At 63.1% G+C, this 19,220-nt stretch carries 16 protein-coding genes; 6 read left to right on the forward strand and 10 right to left on the reverse strand.

What is annotated here, in order from left to right:
* Positions 1-121: 121 nt before the first annotated feature.
* The 4 genes from HU806_RS13815 to HU806_RS13830 form a co-directional block, all read right to left on the reverse strand.
* Entirely contained in the window at positions 122-2,545 is a 2,424-nt protein-coding gene (locus HU806_RS13815) for a TonB-dependent receptor (protein ID WP_186611911.1), read from the reverse strand.
* A gap of 67 nt (positions 2,546-2,612) precedes the next feature.
* Positions 2,613-3,557: a FecR domain-containing protein gene (locus HU806_RS13820; protein WP_186612006.1), complete on the reverse strand. Its 945-nt coding sequence runs from the start codon at positions 3,555-3,557 to the stop codon at positions 2,613-2,615.
* A complete protein-coding gene (locus HU806_RS13825; protein WP_186611912.1) occupies positions 3,557-4,066 on the reverse strand; it encodes a sigma-70 family RNA polymerase sigma factor in 510 nt (169 codons plus the stop codon). Before HU806_RS13825 ends, HU806_RS13820 begins: the two co-directional genes overlap by 1 nt.
* A gap of 115 nt (positions 4,067-4,181) precedes the next feature.
* On the reverse strand, positions 4,182-4,703 hold the full coding sequence (locus HU806_RS13830) for an SgcJ/EcaC family oxidoreductase (protein ID WP_186611913.1): 522 nt from the start codon (positions 4,701-4,703) through the stop codon (positions 4,182-4,184).
* Positions 4,704-4,877: 174 nt separating this feature from the next.
* Between HU806_RS13830 and HU806_RS13835 the strand changes: the two genes are divergently transcribed.
* The 4 genes from HU806_RS13835 to HU806_RS13850 are packed head-to-tail and all read left to right on the forward strand — an operon-like array spanning position 4,878 to position 9,545.
* Complete coding sequence (locus HU806_RS13835) at positions 4,878-6,062, forward strand: sensor histidine kinase (protein WP_186611914.1); 1,185 nt, start codon at positions 4,878-4,880, stop codon at positions 6,060-6,062.
* Positions 6,059-6,727, forward strand: a complete 669-nt coding sequence (locus HU806_RS13840; RefSeq protein ID WP_186611915.1) for a response regulator — start codon at positions 6,059-6,061, stop codon at positions 6,725-6,727. The genes HU806_RS13835 and HU806_RS13840 overlap by 4 nt, the downstream gene beginning before the upstream one ends.
* Entirely contained in the window at positions 6,724-9,036 is a 2,313-nt protein-coding gene (locus HU806_RS13845) for an ATP-binding protein (RefSeq protein WP_186611916.1), read from the forward strand. The genes HU806_RS13840 and HU806_RS13845 overlap by 4 nt, the downstream gene beginning before the upstream one ends.
* Complete coding sequence (locus HU806_RS13850) at positions 9,033-9,545, forward strand: response regulator (RefSeq protein ID WP_186611917.1); 513 nt, start codon at positions 9,033-9,035, stop codon at positions 9,543-9,545. Before HU806_RS13845 ends, HU806_RS13850 begins: the two co-directional genes overlap by 4 nt.
* 6 nt (positions 9,546-9,551) lie before the next feature.
* Here the strand turns inward: HU806_RS13850 and HU806_RS13855 are convergent, their stop codons facing one another.
* The 5 genes from HU806_RS13855 to HU806_RS13875 all read right to left on the reverse strand — a co-directional run bounded on the left by HU806_RS13855 (position 9,552) and on the right by HU806_RS13875 (position 16,187).
* Positions 9,552-10,367, reverse strand: a complete 816-nt coding sequence (locus HU806_RS13855; protein WP_186611918.1) for an energy transducer TonB — start codon at positions 10,365-10,367, stop codon at positions 9,552-9,554.
* Positions 10,364-10,810 (reverse strand): protein TolR, encoded by a 447-nt coding sequence (gene tolR / locus HU806_RS13860; protein WP_186611919.1) that lies wholly within the window; start codon positions 10,808-10,810, stop codon positions 10,364-10,366. Before tolR ends, HU806_RS13855 begins: the two co-directional genes overlap by 4 nt.
* Before the next feature lie 13 nt (positions 10,811-10,823).
* Complete coding sequence (gene tolQ, locus HU806_RS13865; protein ID WP_186611920.1) at positions 10,824-11,531, reverse strand: protein TolQ; 708 nt, start codon at positions 11,529-11,531, stop codon at positions 10,824-10,826.
* A gap of 63 nt (positions 11,532-11,594) precedes the next feature.
* On the reverse strand, positions 11,595-13,463 hold the full coding sequence (locus HU806_RS13870) for a phytase (protein WP_186612007.1): 1,869 nt from the start codon (positions 13,461-13,463) through the stop codon (positions 11,595-11,597).
* A 201-nt stretch (positions 13,464-13,664) separates the two neighbouring features.
* The gene (locus HU806_RS13875) at positions 13,665-16,187 is read right to left on the reverse strand and encodes a TonB-dependent receptor (RefSeq protein ID WP_186611921.1); all 2,523 of its coding nucleotides are present in this window, start codon (positions 16,185-16,187) and stop codon (positions 13,665-13,667) included.
* A 462-nt stretch (positions 16,188-16,649) separates the two neighbouring features.
* Here HU806_RS13875 and HU806_RS13880 point away from each other — a divergent pair, with 462 nt between their 5' ends.
* Positions 16,650-17,564: a GGDEF domain-containing protein gene (locus HU806_RS13880; RefSeq protein ID WP_186611922.1), complete on the forward strand. Its 915-nt coding sequence runs from the start codon at positions 16,650-16,652 to the stop codon at positions 17,562-17,564.
* An 8-nt stretch (positions 17,565-17,572) separates the two neighbouring features.
* Positions 17,573-18,610, forward strand: a complete 1,038-nt coding sequence (locus tag HU806_RS13885) for an AraC family transcriptional regulator (RefSeq protein WP_186611923.1) — start codon at positions 17,573-17,575, stop codon at positions 18,608-18,610.
* Positions 18,611-18,754: 144 nt separating this feature from the next.
* Here the strand turns inward: HU806_RS13885 and HU806_RS13890 are convergent, their stop codons facing one another.
* Complete coding sequence (locus tag HU806_RS13890; protein WP_186611924.1) at positions 18,755-19,195, reverse strand: CBS domain-containing protein; 441 nt, start codon at positions 19,193-19,195, stop codon at positions 18,755-18,757.
* Positions 19,196-19,220 lie beyond the last annotated feature (25 nt).

The raw sequence follows: 19,220 nt of genomic DNA on the forward strand, positions 1-19,220 counted from the left end.
CAAAGGCGCTTTGGTTACTTTCGACTGGGCCGGCTTCCGGGCCTTTCGAAAGTGACTCGCTGTAAAAGCGAAACCATAAGTAGCCATCACCAAAAAACGGATATACACACCATCAAAGCCCTCAAAAATCCACAGTAGCCGAAACCAGATAAGTCCGCGGCGTAGCCAACGTCAACCCAGGCTCACTGTCATCCGAAGCCCCCGCCGAACTCCAATACCGCTTATCCGCCACGTTCTCGACATTGGCCCGCAAGGTAATGCGCTTGTCATCCACCTTGAAGGCATAACGCGCGCCCACGTCAAAACGCTCCCAGGAATCGATTTCCTTGGTATTGGAAGGATCCAGATACTGCGAACTGGAATACATACCCCGACCGGTCAAGGTCAAGCCCTGCACTGTCGGCACGTCCCACTCAGCCCCCAAATTGACGTTATATTCCGGCGTGGCCGGTGCCCGGTTGCCATCGAAGGTGGGGTTGGTGGTGTCCGTCAACTTGCTGTCGATGTACATCACCCCACCCAACAGACGCACGCCTTTGATGGGCTCACCGAACACACTCAATTCAGCACCGGTGTTTTCGCGTTTGCCGTTCGGGCCGAAGTCGTTCGTCGTGGCGTCGGTCGCGTAGGCCGGCTGCTTGATTCGAAACACCGCGGCGGTGACCGCCAGGGCTCCGGCGTCGTACTTGGCGCCAATCTCGACCTGGCGGCTGATGAACGGCGGGAAGATTTCGTCGCTGTTATCGGCAGACGTCGGTGCGATCTTGCCCTGGCTCAGGCCTTCCATGTAGTTGGCGTAGAGCGACAGCTTGTCGGTGGCCTTGAACAGGATCCCGCCTGACGGTGAGATTTTTTCCTCGTCGTAGGCCGTGGGGCCTTTGACGCCGTTGGACCAGTCGTCGACCTCCACCCGCTGCCAGCGTGCGCCTAGGGTCAACAACAGCCGGTCATCAAAGAAGCCCAAGGTGTCGGACAGCGCCACGCCGCTGAAGTGGTTCTCGGTGTAGACCTTGGCATCCGGGCGCGTGGGGATGTTCGGCGTCGGTGCCTGCACCGGATCGTAGAGGTTGCTGCGGCCGTTGGCGTAACGGGCGCCGCCGTTTTCAAAGTCCATGTAGAAGTAGCTGGCGGCCAGGTTGAGCTCATGGCTCACCGGGCCGGTCTGGAACCAGTTGCGCACCCCGGCGTTGGCCGTGCGGACGTTTTCGTCCCGGGTGAAATCACGGGGCGATACGGCAAAATCGCCAGCGGCATTGCTGACCAACACGTTGTGCCGCAGGAAGTCGTGATTGCTTTTACGTGCCCCGGCACCGCCGTAGAGCATGACCGAATCGTTGAGATCGTATTCGGCGTTCACCGCGCCGAAGGTGTCCTCGGTGCGCGCCTTGGTCCAGTGCTGCGCATAGTTGCGACTGACATCACTGGCGCGGGGGACCGGCGCGGTGGCGGCCACCTGGACGCGTTCCTGCGGCGCGTCGGTTTCGCGCTCGGTGTGCCCGATGTCCGTTGAGAGTCGCAGGCGTTCGCCGCGAAAATCCAGGCCCAGCACGGCCATCTGGCGGTCGACGCTCTGGTGGTCCCAGTCCGTGTCGCCTGACTGTTTCACACCGTTGAAACGCACACCAAACTGGTTGTCCTCGCCAAACCGTCGGCCGACGTCCACGGCCGCGCCGGGTTGGCTGTCGGAGGCGTAGCTGCCCGTGACGGAGGTGATGGGCTTGTCGGTGGCGCGCTTGGGCACCACATTGATCCCGCCGCCGACGCTGCCGCGCGGCGAGATGCCGTTGATCAATTGGGTCGGGCCTTTGAGGATGTCGACGCGATCGGCCATTTCCATGTCGATCGTGTAGGTCGGCAAGACACCGTAGAGACCGTTATAGGCAACGTCACTGTTGAACAGGCTCAACCCGCGAATGGTGAATTGCTCATAGCGGCCACCCGCCGGGTTGGTGGCGCGCACCGAGGGATCGCTGGCGACCAGATCGCCCAAGGTCCGCGCTTGCAGGTTCTTGACCGTCTCACCGGTGTAGGTGGTCATGCTGAACGGCGTTTCCATGAAATCTCGCGAACCAAGCAAACCCTGGGAACCACGACGCGCCACTTGCCCGCCTGCGTACGGCTCGCCTTGCGAAGCATCGGTGGCGCCAAGAATCGAGGTCGGCGCTAATTGCAGGCTACTGCCCTGCGGCGCTGGCATGAGCGTATATGCCTGCTCACCAACCGGTTGCAGTTGCAACCCGGAACCTTGCAGCAAGCGGGCAAAGCCCTCCTCTACACCATATTCGCCAGCCAGCCCGGCGCTGTCGCGCCCGCTCACCAAAGCCGGGTCCACAGAGAGATTGACCCCGGCCAGCCCGGCGAACCGGGTCAGCGCGGCGCTGAGGCTGCCGGCCGGAACCTGATAGCTGCGCCGGGCGTTGTCTTCGGCCAGGCTGGGTGAGCTGAAAAATGGACTGGCGCTCAGGCTCAGCATGAGGCCCAGGTTCAACAACGGACGCCAGCCAGCCGTGGCCAGACGCAACTGCGAAGGTAGTACTGCGGACATTGAAGAGCGCTCTCGTTTTTGTTCAGTTGCCATGGATGACAAGCGAGACAAAAAAAGGGGACAGGCATCAGGCGATATTTTTGCGCCGGGTCACGGTGACCCAGTAGCGAGTGCGCATGTGCACTTGCAAGGGCAAGCTGGCCGAGAGCAACGCGAGGATGCGATCAGTGTTTTCCAGGCGGAAACTGCCGGTCACCCGAAGCGGCTCCAGGTCCTGGTCCCAGCGCAACACGCCCGGGCGATAGCGGTCCAGCTCTCGAAGAAAGTCGCCCAGCGGCTGGTTCTGTGCCGTCAGTACCCCGTCACGCCAGCCCATCTGCACGACGTCGAAACCGCTGATCGCGGCCACGCCGGCGGCTTGAAAATGGACCTGCTGGCCTTGCTCCAGCCCCAGCGTCGGCCCGTGCAATGGCTGCAATTGGACTGAACCGCTGAGTACCGACACCTGGCAGCTCAACTCATCCAGACGGATACAGGCTTCGCCTCGGTTGACCGTGATGACACCGTAGGGAGTTTGCACCGCCAAGGACTGGGCGCCGGAAACCTTGAGGGCGATTTCGCCGCGTACCAGCACCAGGCGACGTGCACGAAGGTCGAGGTCCACGGCGCTGTCGGTGTTCAATTGCAAGGCGCTGCCATCGGCCAACGTCCAGCGACGCTGCTCGCCGGTGGCGGTGTGCAGGTCGGCACGCCAGGCGTCCAATGGCAATTGGCGTCCCAGCAACCAGGCGGCAGGCATCACAGCGGCGACGCCCAAGGCGCGCTTGAGCACGGCGCGGCGTGCCAATGCGGGACGATCGAGCGTTGCCATGCCCAGAGAAGGCGGAACCTCGGTGAATCGTTGACGCAAGCGCTGGGCTTTTTGCCAGGCGGCCTCGTGCTTGGCGTCGCTTTCGCGCCAGCGTTGCAGCGCGGCGTGATCGATCCCCTCCTCGCCCGATTCGAGCTTTGCCAACCAGCGGGCCGCCGCCCGGGCGATTTCCCGGGCTTGGGGCGACGGTGCCTGGCGAATCAAAACTCCACCAACAGGCAATGCTCATAGGCCTGGGCCATGTAGCGCTTGATGGTGCGTTCGGACACCTGCAAGCGCTCGGCAATTTCCCGATAGCCAAGCCCTTCGAGCTGGCTCCATAAAAAAGCCCGCCGCACCAAGGGCGGCAGGCCGTCGAGCAGTTCATCGAGAGCATGAAGGGTTTCCAGCAGCAACCAGCGTTGCTCCGGGGACGGGACGCAGGCTTCAGGCAAGCTCGCCAAGGCGTCGAGATACGCCTGTTCCAGGTTGCGACGGGTGTAGAAGTTACTCAGCAGTCGCTTGCCCACCGTCAGCAGATAAGCGCGTGGTTCGTGCAAGTCGGCCAGGGGTTGGGCGCTGGACAATACCCGCAAAAACGTATCCTGGCGCAGGTCGGCCGCATCCCAGGCGTTGCCCAGGCGCCGCCTCAGCCAACCTTCGAGCCAACCGCCGTGGTCACGGTATAACGCATGAAGGGCGTGCTCCGCCGGCTTAGCTGCATCAAGCATGTAAAGAGGCCCTGGGCAAGAATGTCTTAAATGAGACTGATTCTAATTAATATCCACGGGCTAATCCAAGGGTTTAATGGCTCGATGTCGAACACGCCAGGTGAAACCAGCCCCCTTAGTGACTGGCGTGCAGCGTCTTGGGCACTTCGGGCATGGCCGAGGAGTGATGGTTGATGATCTTCCACTGGCCGTCGAGACGCTCATAGAGGAAGGTATAGCGCGCCTGGACTTCTCGCTTGGTGCCATCGGCCTGGGTCAGCGTGAACGTGTAGACGCCGCTGTCCATCGCTGCGTCTGGCCCCAGGTGACGGATTTCACGGTAGTTGATCACGCCGACAGGCTTGGCCGCCAGGAAGTGGTCGAAGTAGTCCTGGATCTGCGCCGGCGTGCTGCGCACCTTGTTCGACACGGTCGGTTGCAAAATCGCATCCGGGGCGTAAAGGCCGGTCACCGCGGTGGCGCTGCCGGTTTGCAACGCGGCATTCCAACGGTCGAACAGCCCAGCGATTTCGCGATCTTTCACGTTCTGCGGCTGCTCGGCCACGGTGCGATAGACGAAGGGCGTGGTCTCCACGGCATGGACAAATGGCGCAGCCAACAGGAAAAAAGCAGCCAGGGCACAGGTTTTCATTTTCATCGTTGCGTTCCTTTGGGTTTCAATGAGCCCACTTTGCCGGCGTTCGCTGTGCTCGCCATCGGCCAACCGGTGCCAATCGCCTATGCCGTTCGGCAGATAGGCCCGGTGTCGATCACAAGGTCTAATGAGCCCATCACGAACAGGGCCGGTTCCTTTCCACGCTGGAGTTTCCCCATGCAAAGCCCACCCCATGACCCTGGCAGTGCCCTGGCGATCCGCAGCCAGTACCGCCAATCGCAAAGCCGGGCGGCACGCCTGGGCCTGTTGCTGGGCACCGGCCATGAACTGACCCGGCTGCCATTGGCGCAGATGCGCCAGCGCGCGGTGCAACGCGCGTGCGCGTTCGTCGCCATGGACCACGGCCTGCTGCTGGAGTGGACGCCGTATACGCCGCTGCAGACGGTCGCCAGCCACGGCAGTAGCGATGGCCTGGACGTGCTCGCCAACCTGGCTCATCCGCCCTCGCCCAGCCCGCAATGGCTCGATTGCCCGGGCAGCGCGTTGCCGCAAGTCTTGCGAATCCCGCTGCGCGGTGCCGATGGCGCGGTGTTCGGCGCGCTGCTGCTGGGCAACAGCGTGCCGCTGGGCGCGCCCGACGCCGAAGACATCGAATCACTGCAATTGCTCGCAACGCTGTTGGCGGCGCACTTGGAGAACGGCCGGCTGCTCCAGACACTCCAGGCTCGGGAGCGGACCATGTCCGAGCTGGTCCATCGATTGTTCAGCGCCCAGGAAGACGAACGCAAACGCGTCGCGTATGACCTGCACGATGGCCTGGCGCAGAATCTGGCCGGACTGCACCAGCGTCTGCAAGGGTTTGCCGGTCGCTGCCCGCCTCTGCCGCCGGCGCTGGACGAGGCGCTGCAAGCCATCCTGGCTTTGGCGCAAGGCTGCGTCGGTGAAAGTCGACAGCTGATCGGTGGCCTGCGTCCCCATGTGCTGGATGATTTCGGTTTGTTTACCGCCGTCGACAAGGAGGCCGATCGCCTGCGCGACGCCGGGCTGGAGGTGGAATGGGCCGAGCACAGCGCGGCGCGCCTGTCGCCGAACGCGGAAATCGCACTGTTCCGCATTGCCCAGGAAGGCATCAACAATATTCTCAAGCATGCCCAGGCCAGCCATGTTGTCCTGGGGTTGGCGGTGCGCGACGATCACGTCTCGCTGCGGGTCGAGGACGATGGCCGGGGGTTTGCCCTGCAAACACCTGTCGAGACCCAGGGCACCTCTCACCTCGGGCTGGCAGCCATGCAGGAACGCGCCAGTCTGCTCGGCGGCCAGCTGAGCTGTTGCAGCGAACCCGGTGGCGGCACTCGATTGTTGGCCAGCGTGCCGCTGCCGGCCCAAGGAGCCCAATCATGAACCGCCCCCTGCGCCTGCTATTGGCCGATGATCACGAAGTCACCCGCACCGGATTCATCTCGATGCTGGCCGGCACCGAGGGGTTCGAGGTCGTCGGCCAGGCCAGCGACGGTCAGGAGGCGCTGGATCTGTGCGAACGGCTGCAACCGGACATCGCCATTCTCGACATCCGCATGCCGGTGTTCAATGGTCTTGGTGCGGCGCGGATCCTGCGTCAACGCCAGCCGCAAATCAAAGTGATCATCTTCACGATGGACGACAGCCCCGATCACCTCGAAGCGGCCATCAGCGCCGGCGCCGTTGGTTATCTGCTCAAGGATGCCAGCCGCGCCGAGATGCTCGATGCCTTGAAACGGGTCGCCCAGGGCGAGGAAGCGCTGAACAGTTCGGTCAGCGCGCGCCTCCTGCGGCGCATGGCCGAGCGCGGCGCCAGCGGCACCAACCAAGTCCAGGCCCTGACGACCCGTGAACGCCAGGTGCTGGGGCTGGTCGCCAGTGGCTTCAGCAATCGCGAGATCGGCGAGAAGCTCGGCATCGCTCCCGGTACGGCGAAAGCCCACGTCGAGCGAGTCATCGGCAAGCTCGGCGCCGCCGACCGCACCCAGGCAGCGGTGCGCGGTGTCGCCCTGGGGCTGGTCGCCCAACCCTGCGGACAATGGCCATGAGGTTTCTCGCTGCCCGCCGTTGGGCCGACCTGCCGTTGCGTGGCAAAGCATTGGTAGTGATCTCGCTGCCGCTGGTGGTCCTGCTGCTGTCGCTGGTGCTGATCTACATCACGGAACGCCAGACCGCCCGCGCCGAGGAAGACGTTCGCCGGGTGCTGCTGGTCCAGGGTGATATCCAGGCCGTGCACACCTTGCTGGCCGAAGCCGCGGCCAGCGTGCGCGGCTACCTGCTGACCCGGCGCGAAGACTTCCTGCCCGGCTATGAACAGGCCACGCCGAAGATTCAGGCCGCGTTGCAGCGCCTGGATCACAACATCCGCGACGCCAGGATGCGCGAGCACCTCGAGACCATCACGCCGCTGATCGGCGAGAAACTCCAAGGGCTGCTTGCCCTGCGCACCGGCAAGGCCGACGACACCGCAGCCATTACTGCGATCTTGATCGAGAACAAACAGGTGCTGGATGTATTGCGCGAACAGATCAGCGCCATGCGCATCCGCGAAGATGCCCTGCTCGCCGACCGCAGCGCTGCCGCCTCGGCCACCCGCATGCGGCTGTTGTTCGCCACGCTGCTGGCGGCGGTGTGTGGATTGTTCGGTGCAGTGGTCGCCGTGCTGTTCCTGTCCAAGGGCATCGTTGCCCGGGTCCAGCAAGTACAGGGCAACGCCCAGCGCCTGGCGTTGGGTCAACCCTTGTTGCCACAACCGCCGGAGCGGGACGAAATCGGCCAACTCGGCACCCGCCTGGTGGAAGCCGGGCAGTTGCTGGCCGAGCGCGAGCGCGCCTTGCGCGACAACGAAGAACGCCTGCGGCTGATCATCGATGGCGTGAAGGACTATGGGATTTTCGCCCTGGACGCAAAGGGCCACGTGATCACCTGGAACGCTGGCGCCGAGCGGATCAAGGGCTACACCGAACAGGAAGTGCTCGGCCGGCACTTTTCGCTGTTCTACCTGGCAGAAGAGTGTCCCGAGCACCCGGACATGGCCCTGCGCGAGGCCACACGCGACGGCCACTACATGGAGGAAGGCTGGCGTTGTCGCAAGGACGGCAGCCGCTTCTGGGCCAGCGTGGTCATCACCGCGCAGTACGACGGCACTGGCGCCTTGCGCGGTTTTTCCAAGATTACCCGGGACATCACCGACCGGCGTACCGCCGAGATCGCCCTGCGCACCGCCCGCGAAGAAGCGGAAAGCGCCAGTCGGGCCAAGAGTGAATTTCTATCGCGCATGAGCCATGAATTGCGCACGCCGCTGAATTCCATCCTTGGCTTCGCGCAATTGCTGGACATGGATTCCATCGCCGGCCAGCGGCCGCAGGTCAGCCACATCCTGCGCGCCGGCCAGCACTTGTTGGCGTTGATCAACGAGGTCCTCGACATCGCCCGGATCGAGGCCGGCCGGCTGCCGCTGAACATTGAACCGATCGCGCTACCGGCTGTGCTCCATGAAGCCTTGACGCTGGTTTCACCCATGGCCGCCGATGCCGGTATCCACTTGGCCGCAATTGCGCCATTGCCGGAGGGCAGCGGCGTGCTTGCCGACCGCCAGCGCCTGGTCCAAGTGCTGCTCAACTTGCTGTCCAACGCCATCAAGTACAACAAGCCGGGTGGCGAGGTGCGCATTGAAGTCGTCGTCGAGGGCACGGCGGTAAACGTTGCCATCAGCGACACCGGGCATGGCATCGCCCCGGAACTGTTGGGCCAACTGTTCAAGCCTTTCGAACGCCTCGGCGCGGATCCCCAGGTCGAGGGCACCGGCCTCGGCCTGTCCCTGAGCAAGAGCCTGCTGGAAATGATGCAGGGCAGCCTGCAAGTGCACAGCGAACCGGGACACGGTTGCTGTTTCACGCTGCGGTTGCCCAGTGCCCATGTCAGCGGCTCCAACCTGCCGCCCAGGGTGGCGCTGGAAGTGACGCGTCCGCGCACCGAGTTCGACGGCAAAGTCCTGTGCATCGAAGACAACCTGTCGAGCCTCGCCTTGATCGAGACCTTGATGCAGCGCCGTCCGGGCATCCAACTGTTGTCGAGCATGCAAGGCCAGATGGGCCTGGACCTGGCTCGCCAGCATGCGCCGCAACTGATCCTGCTGGACGTGACCTTGCCCGACCTCGAAGGCCTGGAAGTTTTGCGCCGCCTGCGCCAGTCCCCAGCCACCGCGTCCACGCCAGTGCTGATGATCACCGCTGACACCAGCGCCCTGGCCCACCGCGCGCTGCAAGATGCCGGAGCCACGGCGATCCTGACCAAGCCTATTCATATCCAGGCCTTCCTGGGCCATCTCGAACGTTATTTACCGGAGCCTGCATGAACCACGATTTGCGCATCCTGATCATCGACGATCAGCGCCCCAACCTGGAACTGATGGAGCAATTGCTGGCCCGTGAAGGGCTGCACAACGTACTGAGCAGCACCGAACCCCTGCGCACGCTGGACCTGTTCAACAGTTTCGAGCCGGACCTGGTCATCCTCGACCTGCACATGCCTGCCTTCGACGGCTTTGCCGTGCTGGAGCAACTCAACCGACGCATTCCGGCCAACGACTACCTGCCGATCCTGGTCCTGACCGCCGACGCTACCCGCGACACCCGCTTGCGGGCCTTGGCACTCGGCGCGCGGGATTTCATCAGCAAGCCGCTCGACGCCCTGGAGACCATGTTGCGCGTCTGGAACCTGTTGGAAACCCGGGCGCTCTACAAGGCGTTGCGAACCCTGGTTCCATCCCAGCAAATCGAACTATTGCGCCAGCATCGACCCACCGCTGACGCCAATCCTTGCGGAAACACCCACGTCGGGGATCCAGGTATACGCCCTGGGTAGTCGTGGTTATTTGATCCGGAAGTGAAAGGTGTTGCGCACCGCTGGCACCGTGACAGCCTTGCCATCGACGATTCGCGGCTGGTAGCGAAAGGTCTGGGCGGCGGCCAATGACGGTCGGATGAATAACGGGTGGCAGCCGTCAAGCACCTTCGGGTTATCGATGCGTCCGTCCGGGGTCACGCTGTATTCCACGGTGCAATCGCCTTCGAGACCTTTGTCCAGGGCCCGTTGCGGGTAGTCCGGCGCTTCCTTGTTCAAGGGCAGATAGCTGCGACTGTCGGCCGCCGCCGCACGGGCCTGCTCGGCGCGACGTTGCTGGGCCAGTGCTTGCGCCGCTTGCGCCTGGCGTTGGTGCTCGGCAGCTTGTTGCTCGGCTTCCAACTGGCGCCGCTCGCTTTGCAGGCGTTCGCGTTGCTGTTCAGCCTGTTGCTCTTGCTTTTGCGCTTCTAGCCGTTTGCGCGCAAGGGCGGCCTGCTCCAACTTCTGAGCCTGGATCCGAGGGTCAATCGCAGGTTTGGTTGGCGCGGGGCTCGGTGTTTCCAGCGGTGCCGGCGTCGGCTCTGGCGCCACCCGTCTGTCCTGGACGGGGGCTGGCGCAGGCGCTTCGGGCACGGGTGCCGAGGGCAGCATGACCAGTTGCGTGCGCAATACCCGAGGCGTCTCGACCTGGGTTTTTTCCACCGTCCACCCCAGTATCAGCAAGGCCGCCACCGCCGCGTGCAGCGCCACGGCGAAGCCCGCCGACAGCGTGTTCCGCCAGAGCCCGGGACCGGGCATCGACGCAAAACCCAGGGGAGCCCGGTCAAATGTCATGGCGGTCATCGCGGTGCCTCGGTCACCAGTCCCAGGTTGCTCACCCCGCCCTGCTGCAAAGCCGCCATCGCTGCCACCACTCGACCGTAATCGGCGTGATCGTCGGCGCGGATATACACCTGGGTGTCGCTGCGCTGTGCAACCACCTGAGCCACTTTGACGCGCATCTGGTCCAGGTCGACGGCACTGTCGGTCTGGTGGTGGGTGTCCAGCTCGCCGCCCAGGTTCCAGTAATAACCACCTTCAGCCTTCACCGACAGGGTCAGGATCTGCTGTTGGCTGTCATTGGCCAAGGCTTCGCTGGCGATTCTGGGCAATTCGATTTTCACGCCTTGGGTCAGCATGGGGGCGGTGACCATGAAAATCACCAGCAGCACCATCATCACATCGATGTAGGGCACCACGTTCATTTCGGCCTTCGGCCCGTGCTTGCGTTGCGGCTTGACTAGCATCTGCCCTCTCCTCTCAAGCGGCCGTGGCCAGGTTCAGCGGGGCACCGTGGAGCTTGCGGTGCAGACGCGCCTGCAGCTCGTTGCCAAAGGCGTAATAGCGGGTCAGCAGGGTTTGCCCACGGGCCGCGAAGCGGTTATAGGCAACCACCGCCGGGATCGCCGCGAACAGGCCGATGGCGGTGGCAATCAACGCTTCGGCGATACCCGGCGCGACGGTGGACAGGCTGGCCTGCTGCACTTGGGACAAGCCGAGGAAGGCGTTCATGATTCCCCAGACGGTGCCGAACAAGCCGATGTAGGGGCTGACGGAGCCGACGGTGGCGAGAACTTGCAGGCCTTTTTCCAGCTGGACTTCCTGCTCGCTGATCGCCACGTGCAGCGAACGCTCGACCCCTTCGAGCACCACCGCCGGGTTGCCGGAAGGCAGGTTCAGCTGGGTGAACGCCTGATAGCCGGCATGGAAAATCGGCGCGACGCCGCCGTCCTCTTCGCGCGCCTGGGCAGACTCGCGGTACAACGGCAGCAAATCGGCGCTGCTGCGAAAACGCTGGATGAAGGCGTTGAACTGACGCTCACTGCGTTGCAGCACCGCGGTGCGCTGGATGATCAGATACCAGCTCAGCAGCGAGGCCAGCAGCAGTGTGAGCATGACGGCCTTGACCAGCAGGCTCGCGTCGCTGATCAGGCTCCAGATGGTCATGTGTTCCAGTGTCGCTTGCATGGTTGAACTCCTGTCTGGCGGCTATTGCATGAGATGTTCGTGACCGGTTGATGACAGCGCCGTTCAAGGCAGGTCCAGGGCTTTTGCCACGTCGGCCCACGGCACGAACTTGAAATTCTGGGCTTGCTCGGGCATGCGCTTGCGCCCGTCCTGGACCACCAGCATTCCCTGGTTCCAAGGCCCACCGAGGTTCACCGAGGTGACTTCCAGGCCATCGGTTTCCGAAGCCCCGTCAATTCCGCCGGTCGCGTTCAAGCCGACCCGGAAGGCACCGCGCACGGCGTAAGGCGGCTCGGCATCGAGCACCACATAGCTGTCGTTGCCCTGGCTGGACACCACGAGGTAGTCGTGCCCGACGTTGTGGTACAGGGCGATGCCTTCGACGTCGGCATGCAACTGCGGGCCGACCTTGATCACACTGGTCAAGGTGCTCGGCTGATCGGCACGGGCGTCCATGGTCCAGACACCGACGTCTTCCTCACCGAGAAACAGACGCTGGCGCTGGTCGTCGGCAACGCAGCCCTCGGGCTGGCTGTCGACGTTGAACTGGCGCACCAGCTCACCCGTGACTCTGTCGTGCATAGCACTCAGGCGGTATTGCAGATAACCACCATCCTTGCCATTGGCGAAGGCGTACAGCTCGCCTTCGGCGGGCTGGAACAGGCAGATCCCATAGATTTCCTTGAGCGACGTGGGTATTTCGCCGGCTTCGCGCAGTTCTCCGCTGGCGCGGTCGATGCTGAACAGGCTGAGGCTGTTGCGGTCACGGTTGCTGGCGACGGCGAGGTCGACGGTCTGTGTGCCCAGTTTGAAACCCGAGCGGACATCGACGTTGTTCAGGCGCCCCACCGGCAATTCCTGCAACAGCTTGCCCTGCAGGTCATAGGCCAGCAGGCCTTGCTTCTTGTTGGTGCCCAAGACCCGGCTCAACGCCGGCGTGGTCGGGTGAACCCAGATCGCCGGGTCATCGGCGGCGTCGCCCTGGCGCGCCACGGGTTCGCTCTGGGCAGCGGCGGGCACGCTGGGCAACTTCGGCGACACGGCCAGCGGCGTCGGTTGCCAGTCGATCAGGCCTTGGTACAGCTGACCGTTGTCATCGTCACGCAGCAGCAGTTCAACGCCGGTTGCGGTTTTACGCAGGGCCAGGCTTTCCGGCTCCTTCAGGCCCGTCAGCGGTAGCTTGGCCTGCGCAATCCAGGCCGTGCCTTCTTGCTGGAACAGGTGAAGTTGCGCCGCGTCTGGGTCGAGTCCGAGCATGCCGCCGGGCAGTGTCGCCATCGCGCCGGCGGCGTGCTCGATGTCACCGAACGGCTTGCGCATCGCCACTGGGATACGCACCGCATCGGCTTCCGCCGCCGCCGGATAGGCCCACCAACCGACGCGTTCTTCGTTGACGAATAGCTGGCCCGCGCCGTCCTCGACCTGGCACGTCGTGGCATCCGGTGGCAGCGGCAGGCCGCGCACGCGCTGGGCAGTTTCGCTCAGCCGCTCGTCGGCGCCGACCAGCCATTGTTCACCCTTGCCCTCTTCCCCCACGAGAAACACGAACAGGTTGCTTGCTTCGTCGCGGTACAGGCACAACCCGTTCACCGGAAAGTCCCGTGTCGGCAGGTACAGCGGCGTGCTCCACTGACGTTTTTGTGGATCGAGGCTGACCAATAGCGCTTGTTGGCGGCGACTGTCGAGGCTGGCGACCAGCACGTTGCGACCAAGGGCGCGGGTGTCGAGGCCCTCAAAGCCGCCCTTCAGGCGCGTCAGTTCGCGGCCGTTGGCATCGAGCAACAGCAAGCCATCACGACCGGCCGCCAAACGTTCGGTCGCCCCGTTGCCAGGCAGGAATGCCATGGCAGTCGCTGGGAAAGCCTGCGCCCAGGGTTGCAGTTTCAGGCTCGGGGCCGCCAAGGCTTGGCCGGCCAGCAGGCTGAGCCACATCGTCAGAAGATAACGCTTGGGAAACGACAGCTTTGTATTCAACGGAAAAAATCCTTGTCATAGAGTCGTGTTCACCGTTCCCGTGGCGAGGGAGCTTGCTCCCGCTGGGCTGCGCAGCAGCCCCTCCTTCCAGGCGCTGCGCACTGGCGCGCCAACCCGCCAAGCGGAGCAAGCTTCCTCACCACAGGGTCGGTGGTGTATTCAAAAATGGGTAAACGTCAGCCCTAGCTTGTACGTCGGCCCGTACTCTTCGTACTGGCCGTTATAGGAGCGATGGCCGGTGTAGACGAAATACGACTCGTCGGTGAGGTTCTGCGCCTCAAGACTGACTTGCAGGTTCTTGGTCAGCGAATACCGGGCGCTGAAGTCGACGAAGGTCTGGGCGTCGACATGCAGGTCGTGGTCTCGGTCGCTGATGGATGCCAGCTCGTAGAGGTACGCCGACTTGTAGTTGGCCGACAAGCGCAGGCTCAGCTTGTCGTTTTCCCAACCGAGCATGAGGTTGCCGACGGTGTCCGACTGGTTCGGCAGGTCGATGCTGCGCTTGCGCTGGGTGCCGCTGGCCTGGTCGAAACCCTCGATCTCGGCATCGGATCGACTGAAGGTGGTGTTGGCGCCCAGCAACAGCCCGTTCCAGGGTGCCGGCAGCCAATCGAACTTCTGCGAATAGGCCAGTTCCAGGCCGTATAGCTTGGCGCTGTCGCCGTTGGCGAAACTGTGCGCCTCGGCAAAATCGGTCCAGGCCCCGGTGCCGGCCAGATCGGTGTTGTAGACGAAGTTCTTGATGTCCTTGTAGAACACAAAGGCCGAAACGGTGCCGGCGTGGCCCATGAAATGCTCGATCCCCAGGTCCAGGTTGCTCGATTCCAGGGGCTTGAGGTCCGGGTTGCCGAAAGTCGCTTCGTCATCATCAATGACAAATCCCGGTGCCAGCTGGCCGAAGGTCGGGCGCACCACGGACTTGGTCCAGGCCGCGCGCACCTGGGTATTCTTGTCCAGCTGGTAGCGGGCGTGCAGGCCTGGCAGCCAATGGTGGTACTTACGACGGGTTTGTGTGTCGGTGAACACCCCATCGGTGGCGCCGGTGCCCTTGGCCTCGAACTCGGTGCCCTCGTAGCGCATGCCGGCGATGAAGCGCCAGTCGTCAATATCAACGGTGTTCATCAGGTAGGCAGCGTTGATGTCTTCGCTCATGGTGAAATCGTTGACCCGCGATTCCTGCGCGTCGTAGAACTGGTCGCGGTCAAGGCCACCGAGCAACTGCTTGATGGCGTCGGCGCTGATGCCCGGGCCAAACCGGCCGAGGCGGTAATCCACATTGCCCTTCTGAAATTGGCCGAGATTGAGCTGTTCATCGGTGAAGCCCAGGTCACCAAAGTCCTCGTAGACCCAAGCCTCGAGATCGTTGTCCTTGTCGCGGCGGCTGACCTTACCGCCGAATTTGACCTGGGAGGCGTAGCCATTCAGGTCGTAGTCCCGGGCCAAATCGAGGCGCAGGTTCTTTTCGGTGTCGGTGGTTTTCTGCTGTTCCCAATCGACCTTGTCGAGGCTGAAGTTGGCCGGGTCGTAAAAACCTGGGGCAATGATCGGGCGCGGCTTGTCGCTGTCGTAGAAACCACCGTCGAATCCATCGATGCCTTTGAACGTGGCGCCGGCGATGTGTCCGGGGCTGTCTTCGCTGGACTTGCTGTAGCCGCCCTGGCCGCTCAAGGTCCAGAGGCCGAACAGGCGTTCGCCGCCGAGCACGTAGGATTGGATTTCCTGGGTTTCTTCACGTTGCTTGAGTTTGCGTTCGCCCTCGGCAGCACCCAGCTCCCCCGCCGCCTGCGGGTCGTCGAAGGCGATGCTGGCGGCGTTGCGGGTTTCGCTGTCCTTGTAGCGGCTGTAGAGCGTGCGCAGGTAATAGCTGCTCAAGTCGTCGGGTTTGTAGTCGAAGTTCAGCCCGCCACCGGCGCGTTCCCGGCGAATGTCATAGTCACGCATCTCCAGTTCTTCGAGGCGTGGGCCCTGCTCGAAGTCCCAGGCGCCGCCCGTTTCGACGTTGTCCGAACCGAAGTCACGCTTCTGCCAGCTCAGCGCCGCGGCCACGCCGAAATTGTCGATGCCGTCGCCGAGGCTGAAGCGGTCGCTGATGGCCCCGGAAAATTTCGGACTGGTCTGGCCGGTATTCTTGTCGTAGCTGGCTTCGCTGCTGCCGGTGTAGAACAGGCCCTTGTGGTCGAAAGCCGAGAGGCTTTTGACGTCCACCGTGCCGCCGAGGGAATTGGCGTCCATGTCCGGCGTCAGGGTTTTGATCACCGAGAGCGACTGCACCAGTTCCGAGGGCAAAACATCCAGGGCAACGGCGCGGCGCTCGCTTTCAGGGGCCGGCACGAGGGTGCCGTTGATGGTCACACTGTTGAGGTCCGGGCCTAAGCCGCGCACGCTGACAAATCGGCCTTCGCCCTGGTCGCGCTCGACGCTCACCCCGGGCAAGCGCTGCACTGCTTCGGCGACGTTCTCGTCCGGCAATTGAGCCACGCCGTCAGCATGCACCACACTCTTGATGCTGTCGGAACTGCGCTGTTCCTTCAGCGCCTGATCGATGCTGGCCGCCTGGCCAACCACTTCGACGTGCTCCGTGGCCGCTTGCTCGGCGGCGCTCAGCCGTTCACTGGCAATGGCCAATGCCAGCGCGGTGAAGGTGAAGCCGACGAATCCGGCAGTGCTGGTGCGGTGATGCATAGTGGTCCTCCCCCAGGAATCCGAAAATCCGCCAGGCAACCGCCCGGCAATTGGAAGGGCACGCTAGGGGTGGGCAATGACGGTTCTGTGACAGGGTTTGGGCGTAGGGCCTGTAATGGGCTGGTTTACAAGGGGTGGGGAACTGGAATGAGCTGAAGTGACCTGACCTACGTGCCGGCGATACGAGGTTCTAGTGGCGAGGGAGCTCGCTCCCGCTGGGTTGAAGCAGCCCCAACCCAGCCAACCCGTTTCGCCAGGCACACCGTAGGCAGCGGTTTTACGACTGCTGCGCAGCCGAGCGGGAGCAAGCTCCCTCGCCACGGGAATCGGGTTGCCTGAGAAAAAATCCGCATGACCGATGAGCTGATTCGACCCCTCGACTTCATTCACCCGCCTTCACCGCACTGTCACATCCATCTGCTGTGCTGGGCTGCATTCCGCTTCTGGCAAAGGATTCCGGCCATGTTCTCCGTGCTCCGCCCTCATCGTTTGAAACTGGCCTTGCTCCTGCTGGCCGCCAACCTCGGATTGCTCCTGCACTTGGCCAGCGGAACGCTCAAGCCGCTGGAGGAATGGGTCTGGCTGGACATCCTCGGTGAAGGCGGCTCGGCGTTGCTGGCGTTGGTCTGGCTGGGCCTGGTGCTCAAAAGCCGCCCGGCCGGGCGCGTGACCAACTACCTGGTCATGGGCCTGGGCTGTATCTTTTTTTCATGGTGGATCGATAGCCTGGATGAGTTCATTCGCCTGCCCGAAAGCATCACTTGGGATCACTGGCTGGAATCGGGACCGATGCCGGTGGGCATGATCTTGCTGACGCTGGGGATTTATCATTGGCACCGCGAGCAATTGGCAATCAACGGGCAGATGGAAAAGCGCGAGCGACTGTTTCGCGAGCACCGTCTGTTCGACAAACTCACTCCCTTGGGCGGCGCGGATTTCCTCAAGCACGAATTGACCGCCAGCCTGGAGGACAGTCGACGTCGTCAGCAACCGTTGTCATTGCTTGCGCTGGACCTGGACAACTTCAGCGCCATCAACCAGCGCTTCGGTCATGGCGAAGGCGATGCGGTGTTGCAGGCCGTCAGCCAGCTGCTGGTGCTCAATTTGCGGCGCCAGGACCTGCTCTGCCGCCTGGCCGGCGATCGTTTTGTGGTGCTGTTGCCCGATACCGGCGAAAGCCAGGCGCAACGCCTGGCTGTGGAGCTTGAACAGGCGATTCGCAGCTTGGCCCACAAGACCCGGCAACACGGTGAGCGCTTGCAACTGAGTGCCGGCACGGCGGTGGTCATGGCGTTCGACGAAAGCCCCCAAGCCCTGCTCAAGCGCCTGAACCTGAGGTTGGCCCAGTCCCGGCAAACCCTGGCGAAAAGCGCCTGAGGCCGCCCATGACCGTCAAGACCTGCTGGTACGAAACCGACAGCCGCTTCATTCCGGGCCACTATCAACCGGCCGCGTTGATCGACCTGGCGTTGTCGCGGGACATCGACAGCCACCGTTTGCTGCGCGGAACCGGGCTGTTCCACGAGGACATCCTGGCGGGCCAGAGCCGCATCAGTCCCCAGCAGTTCCTCGGTTTGATCGACAACAGCCGGCGCCTGCTGGACGCCAGCGACAGCAGTTTTCTCTTCGGCCAGCGGCTCCTGCCCGGGCATTACGGGCCGGCCAGCCATGCCTTGCGCCACGCGCAGAATCTGCACCAGGCGCTGGAAACCTTGATCGAGCAACAAGCCCTGCTCTGCCCCTTGGCTGCGCCGCGCCTGATGCTGGATGAGCATTATGCCTACGTGCACTGGCTGGACAGCTGCGGGGCCGATGAGCAATGGCGCTTCGTGCTGGAGGCGAGCATGACGTCGATGGTGGCGATGAGCGCCTGGCTCAGCGGCGAGCGCTTGCCCTGGCAGTGCAGCTTTCGTCATGACGAGCCGCGTTACGTCGAGCAGTATTGGGTTCACCTGGGCGAGCACAGCCAATTCAATCGCCCGCTGGACTTGATGCGCCTGCCCCGCCATTGCCTGGCGCAACCCTGGCCCAACGTCTCGGCCACCGCCGGCCAGGTCGCACGGAGCGAAGCCCGGGATCGACTCGATGAACTGGGGTTTACCGCCAGTTTTCTCGATTGTCTCTACGACTACCTACGCTCAAACGTGCAACAGACCCCCAGCCTTGAGCAGACCGCCCAGGCCTTTGCCATGAGCCCGGCGACCCTCAAGCGCAAGCTGCAAAAACATCGCACCGGTTTCCAACAGCAAGTGGACCGGGTGCATACCCACGTGGCGCTGTACCTGTATCAGGTCAAGGGCTTTAGCAATGAGGAAGTGGCGCAGTACCTGAGCTTCAACGACACGGCCAATTTCCGCCGCTCGTTCAAGCGCTGGACGGGTAGTACGCCGAAGCTGATCCGGCAGTTGCTGATGTTGGGTTGAGGCTGTCGGCGGCGAACCGCTGTTGTGGCGAGGGAGCTTGCTCCCGCTCAGTTGCGCAGCGACTGTAAGATCGTGGGGCCGCTGCGCAGCCCAGCGGGAGCAAGCTCCCTCGCCACAAGAGCCGCTCCTGGGAGAATAACGGGCTCAATGCCCGCGAATGTAATGCTCCAACTGCCGGATCAGATCCGCCTGTTCGACAATCGCCTCCTTGACCAGGTCGCCGATCGACAGCAGGCCGATCAGCTGCCCGTTGTCCAACACTGGCAGATGTCGCAAATGGCTGTCGGTCATGACTTCCATGCAGCGGTCGATGCTCTGCTGGCTGTCGGCGGTGATGACCGGTGCGCTCATGATGGTGCGTACCGGCGTGCCCACTGACGAGCGGCCCTTGAGAACCATCTTGCGTGCATAGTCGCGCTCGCTGAACACGCCGATGACCTGGCCGTTCTCGATCACCGGCAACGCGCCAACGTTTTTTTCGGCCATGATCTGCAGCGCCTCGAGCACCGTCTGCTCAGGGGCGATGCTGTGGACCTGCTGGTTTTGCACACTCTTGAGCCTTACCAGTTGGGCAGCGGTTTTCATTGTTCATCCCCAGCTTCAAAAAAGT

This window comes from Pseudomonas sp. SWRI154 (assembly GCF_014268645.1).
Lineage (GTDB): Bacteria > Pseudomonadota > Gammaproteobacteria > Pseudomonadales > Pseudomonadaceae > Aquipseudomonas > Aquipseudomonas marvdashtae.

Excerpts from the sequence above, each read along its gene's own strand:
- tolQ (WP_186611920.1), bottom strand. The coding sequence starts at position 11,531 with ATGCAAGCGACACTGGAACACATGACCATCTGGAGCCTGATCAGCGAC.
- HU806_RS13845 (WP_186611916.1), top strand. The coding sequence starts at position 6,724 with ATGAGGTTTCTCGCTGCCCGCCGTTGGGCCGACCTGCCGTTGCGTGGC.
- HU806_RS13815 (WP_186611911.1), bottom strand. The coding sequence starts at position 2,545 with ATGTCCGCAGTACTACCTTCGCAGTTGCGTCTGGCCACGGCTGGCTGG.
- HU806_RS13850 (WP_186611917.1), top strand. The coding sequence starts at position 9,033 with ATGAACCACGATTTGCGCATCCTGATCATCGACGATCAGCGCCCCAAC.
- HU806_RS13880 (WP_186611922.1), top strand. The coding sequence starts at position 16,650 with ATGTTCTCCGTGCTCCGCCCTCATCGTTTGAAACTGGCCTTGCTCCTG.
- HU806_RS13870 (WP_186612007.1), bottom strand. The coding sequence starts at position 13,463 with ATGTGGCTCAGCCTGCTGGCCGGCCAAGCCTTGGCGGCCCCGAGCCTG.
- HU806_RS13855 (WP_186611918.1), bottom strand. The coding sequence starts at position 10,367 with ATGACCGCCATGACATTTGACCGGGCTCCCCTGGGTTTTGCGTCGATG.
- HU806_RS13875 (WP_186611921.1), bottom strand. The coding sequence starts at position 16,187 with ATGCATCACCGCACCAGCACTGCCGGATTCGTCGGCTTCACCTTCACC.
- HU806_RS13890 (WP_186611924.1), bottom strand. The coding sequence starts at position 19,195 with ATGAAAACCGCTGCCCAACTGGTAAGGCTCAAGAGTGTGCAAAACCAG.
- HU806_RS13835 (WP_186611914.1), top strand. The coding sequence starts at position 4,878 with ATGCAAAGCCCACCCCATGACCCTGGCAGTGCCCTGGCGATCCGCAGC.
- HU806_RS13830 (WP_186611913.1), bottom strand. The coding sequence starts at position 4,703 with ATGAAAATGAAAACCTGTGCCCTGGCTGCTTTTTTCCTGTTGGCTGCG.
- HU806_RS13840 (WP_186611915.1), top strand. The coding sequence starts at position 6,059 with ATGAACCGCCCCCTGCGCCTGCTATTGGCCGATGATCACGAAGTCACC.
- tolR (WP_186611919.1), bottom strand. The coding sequence starts at position 10,810 with ATGCTAGTCAAGCCGCAACGCAAGCACGGGCCGAAGGCCGAAATGAAC.
- HU806_RS13825 (WP_186611912.1), bottom strand. The coding sequence starts at position 4,066 with ATGCTTGATGCAGCTAAGCCGGCGGAGCACGCCCTTCATGCGTTATAC.
- HU806_RS13885 (WP_186611923.1), top strand. The coding sequence starts at position 17,573 with ATGACCGTCAAGACCTGCTGGTACGAAACCGACAGCCGCTTCATTCCG.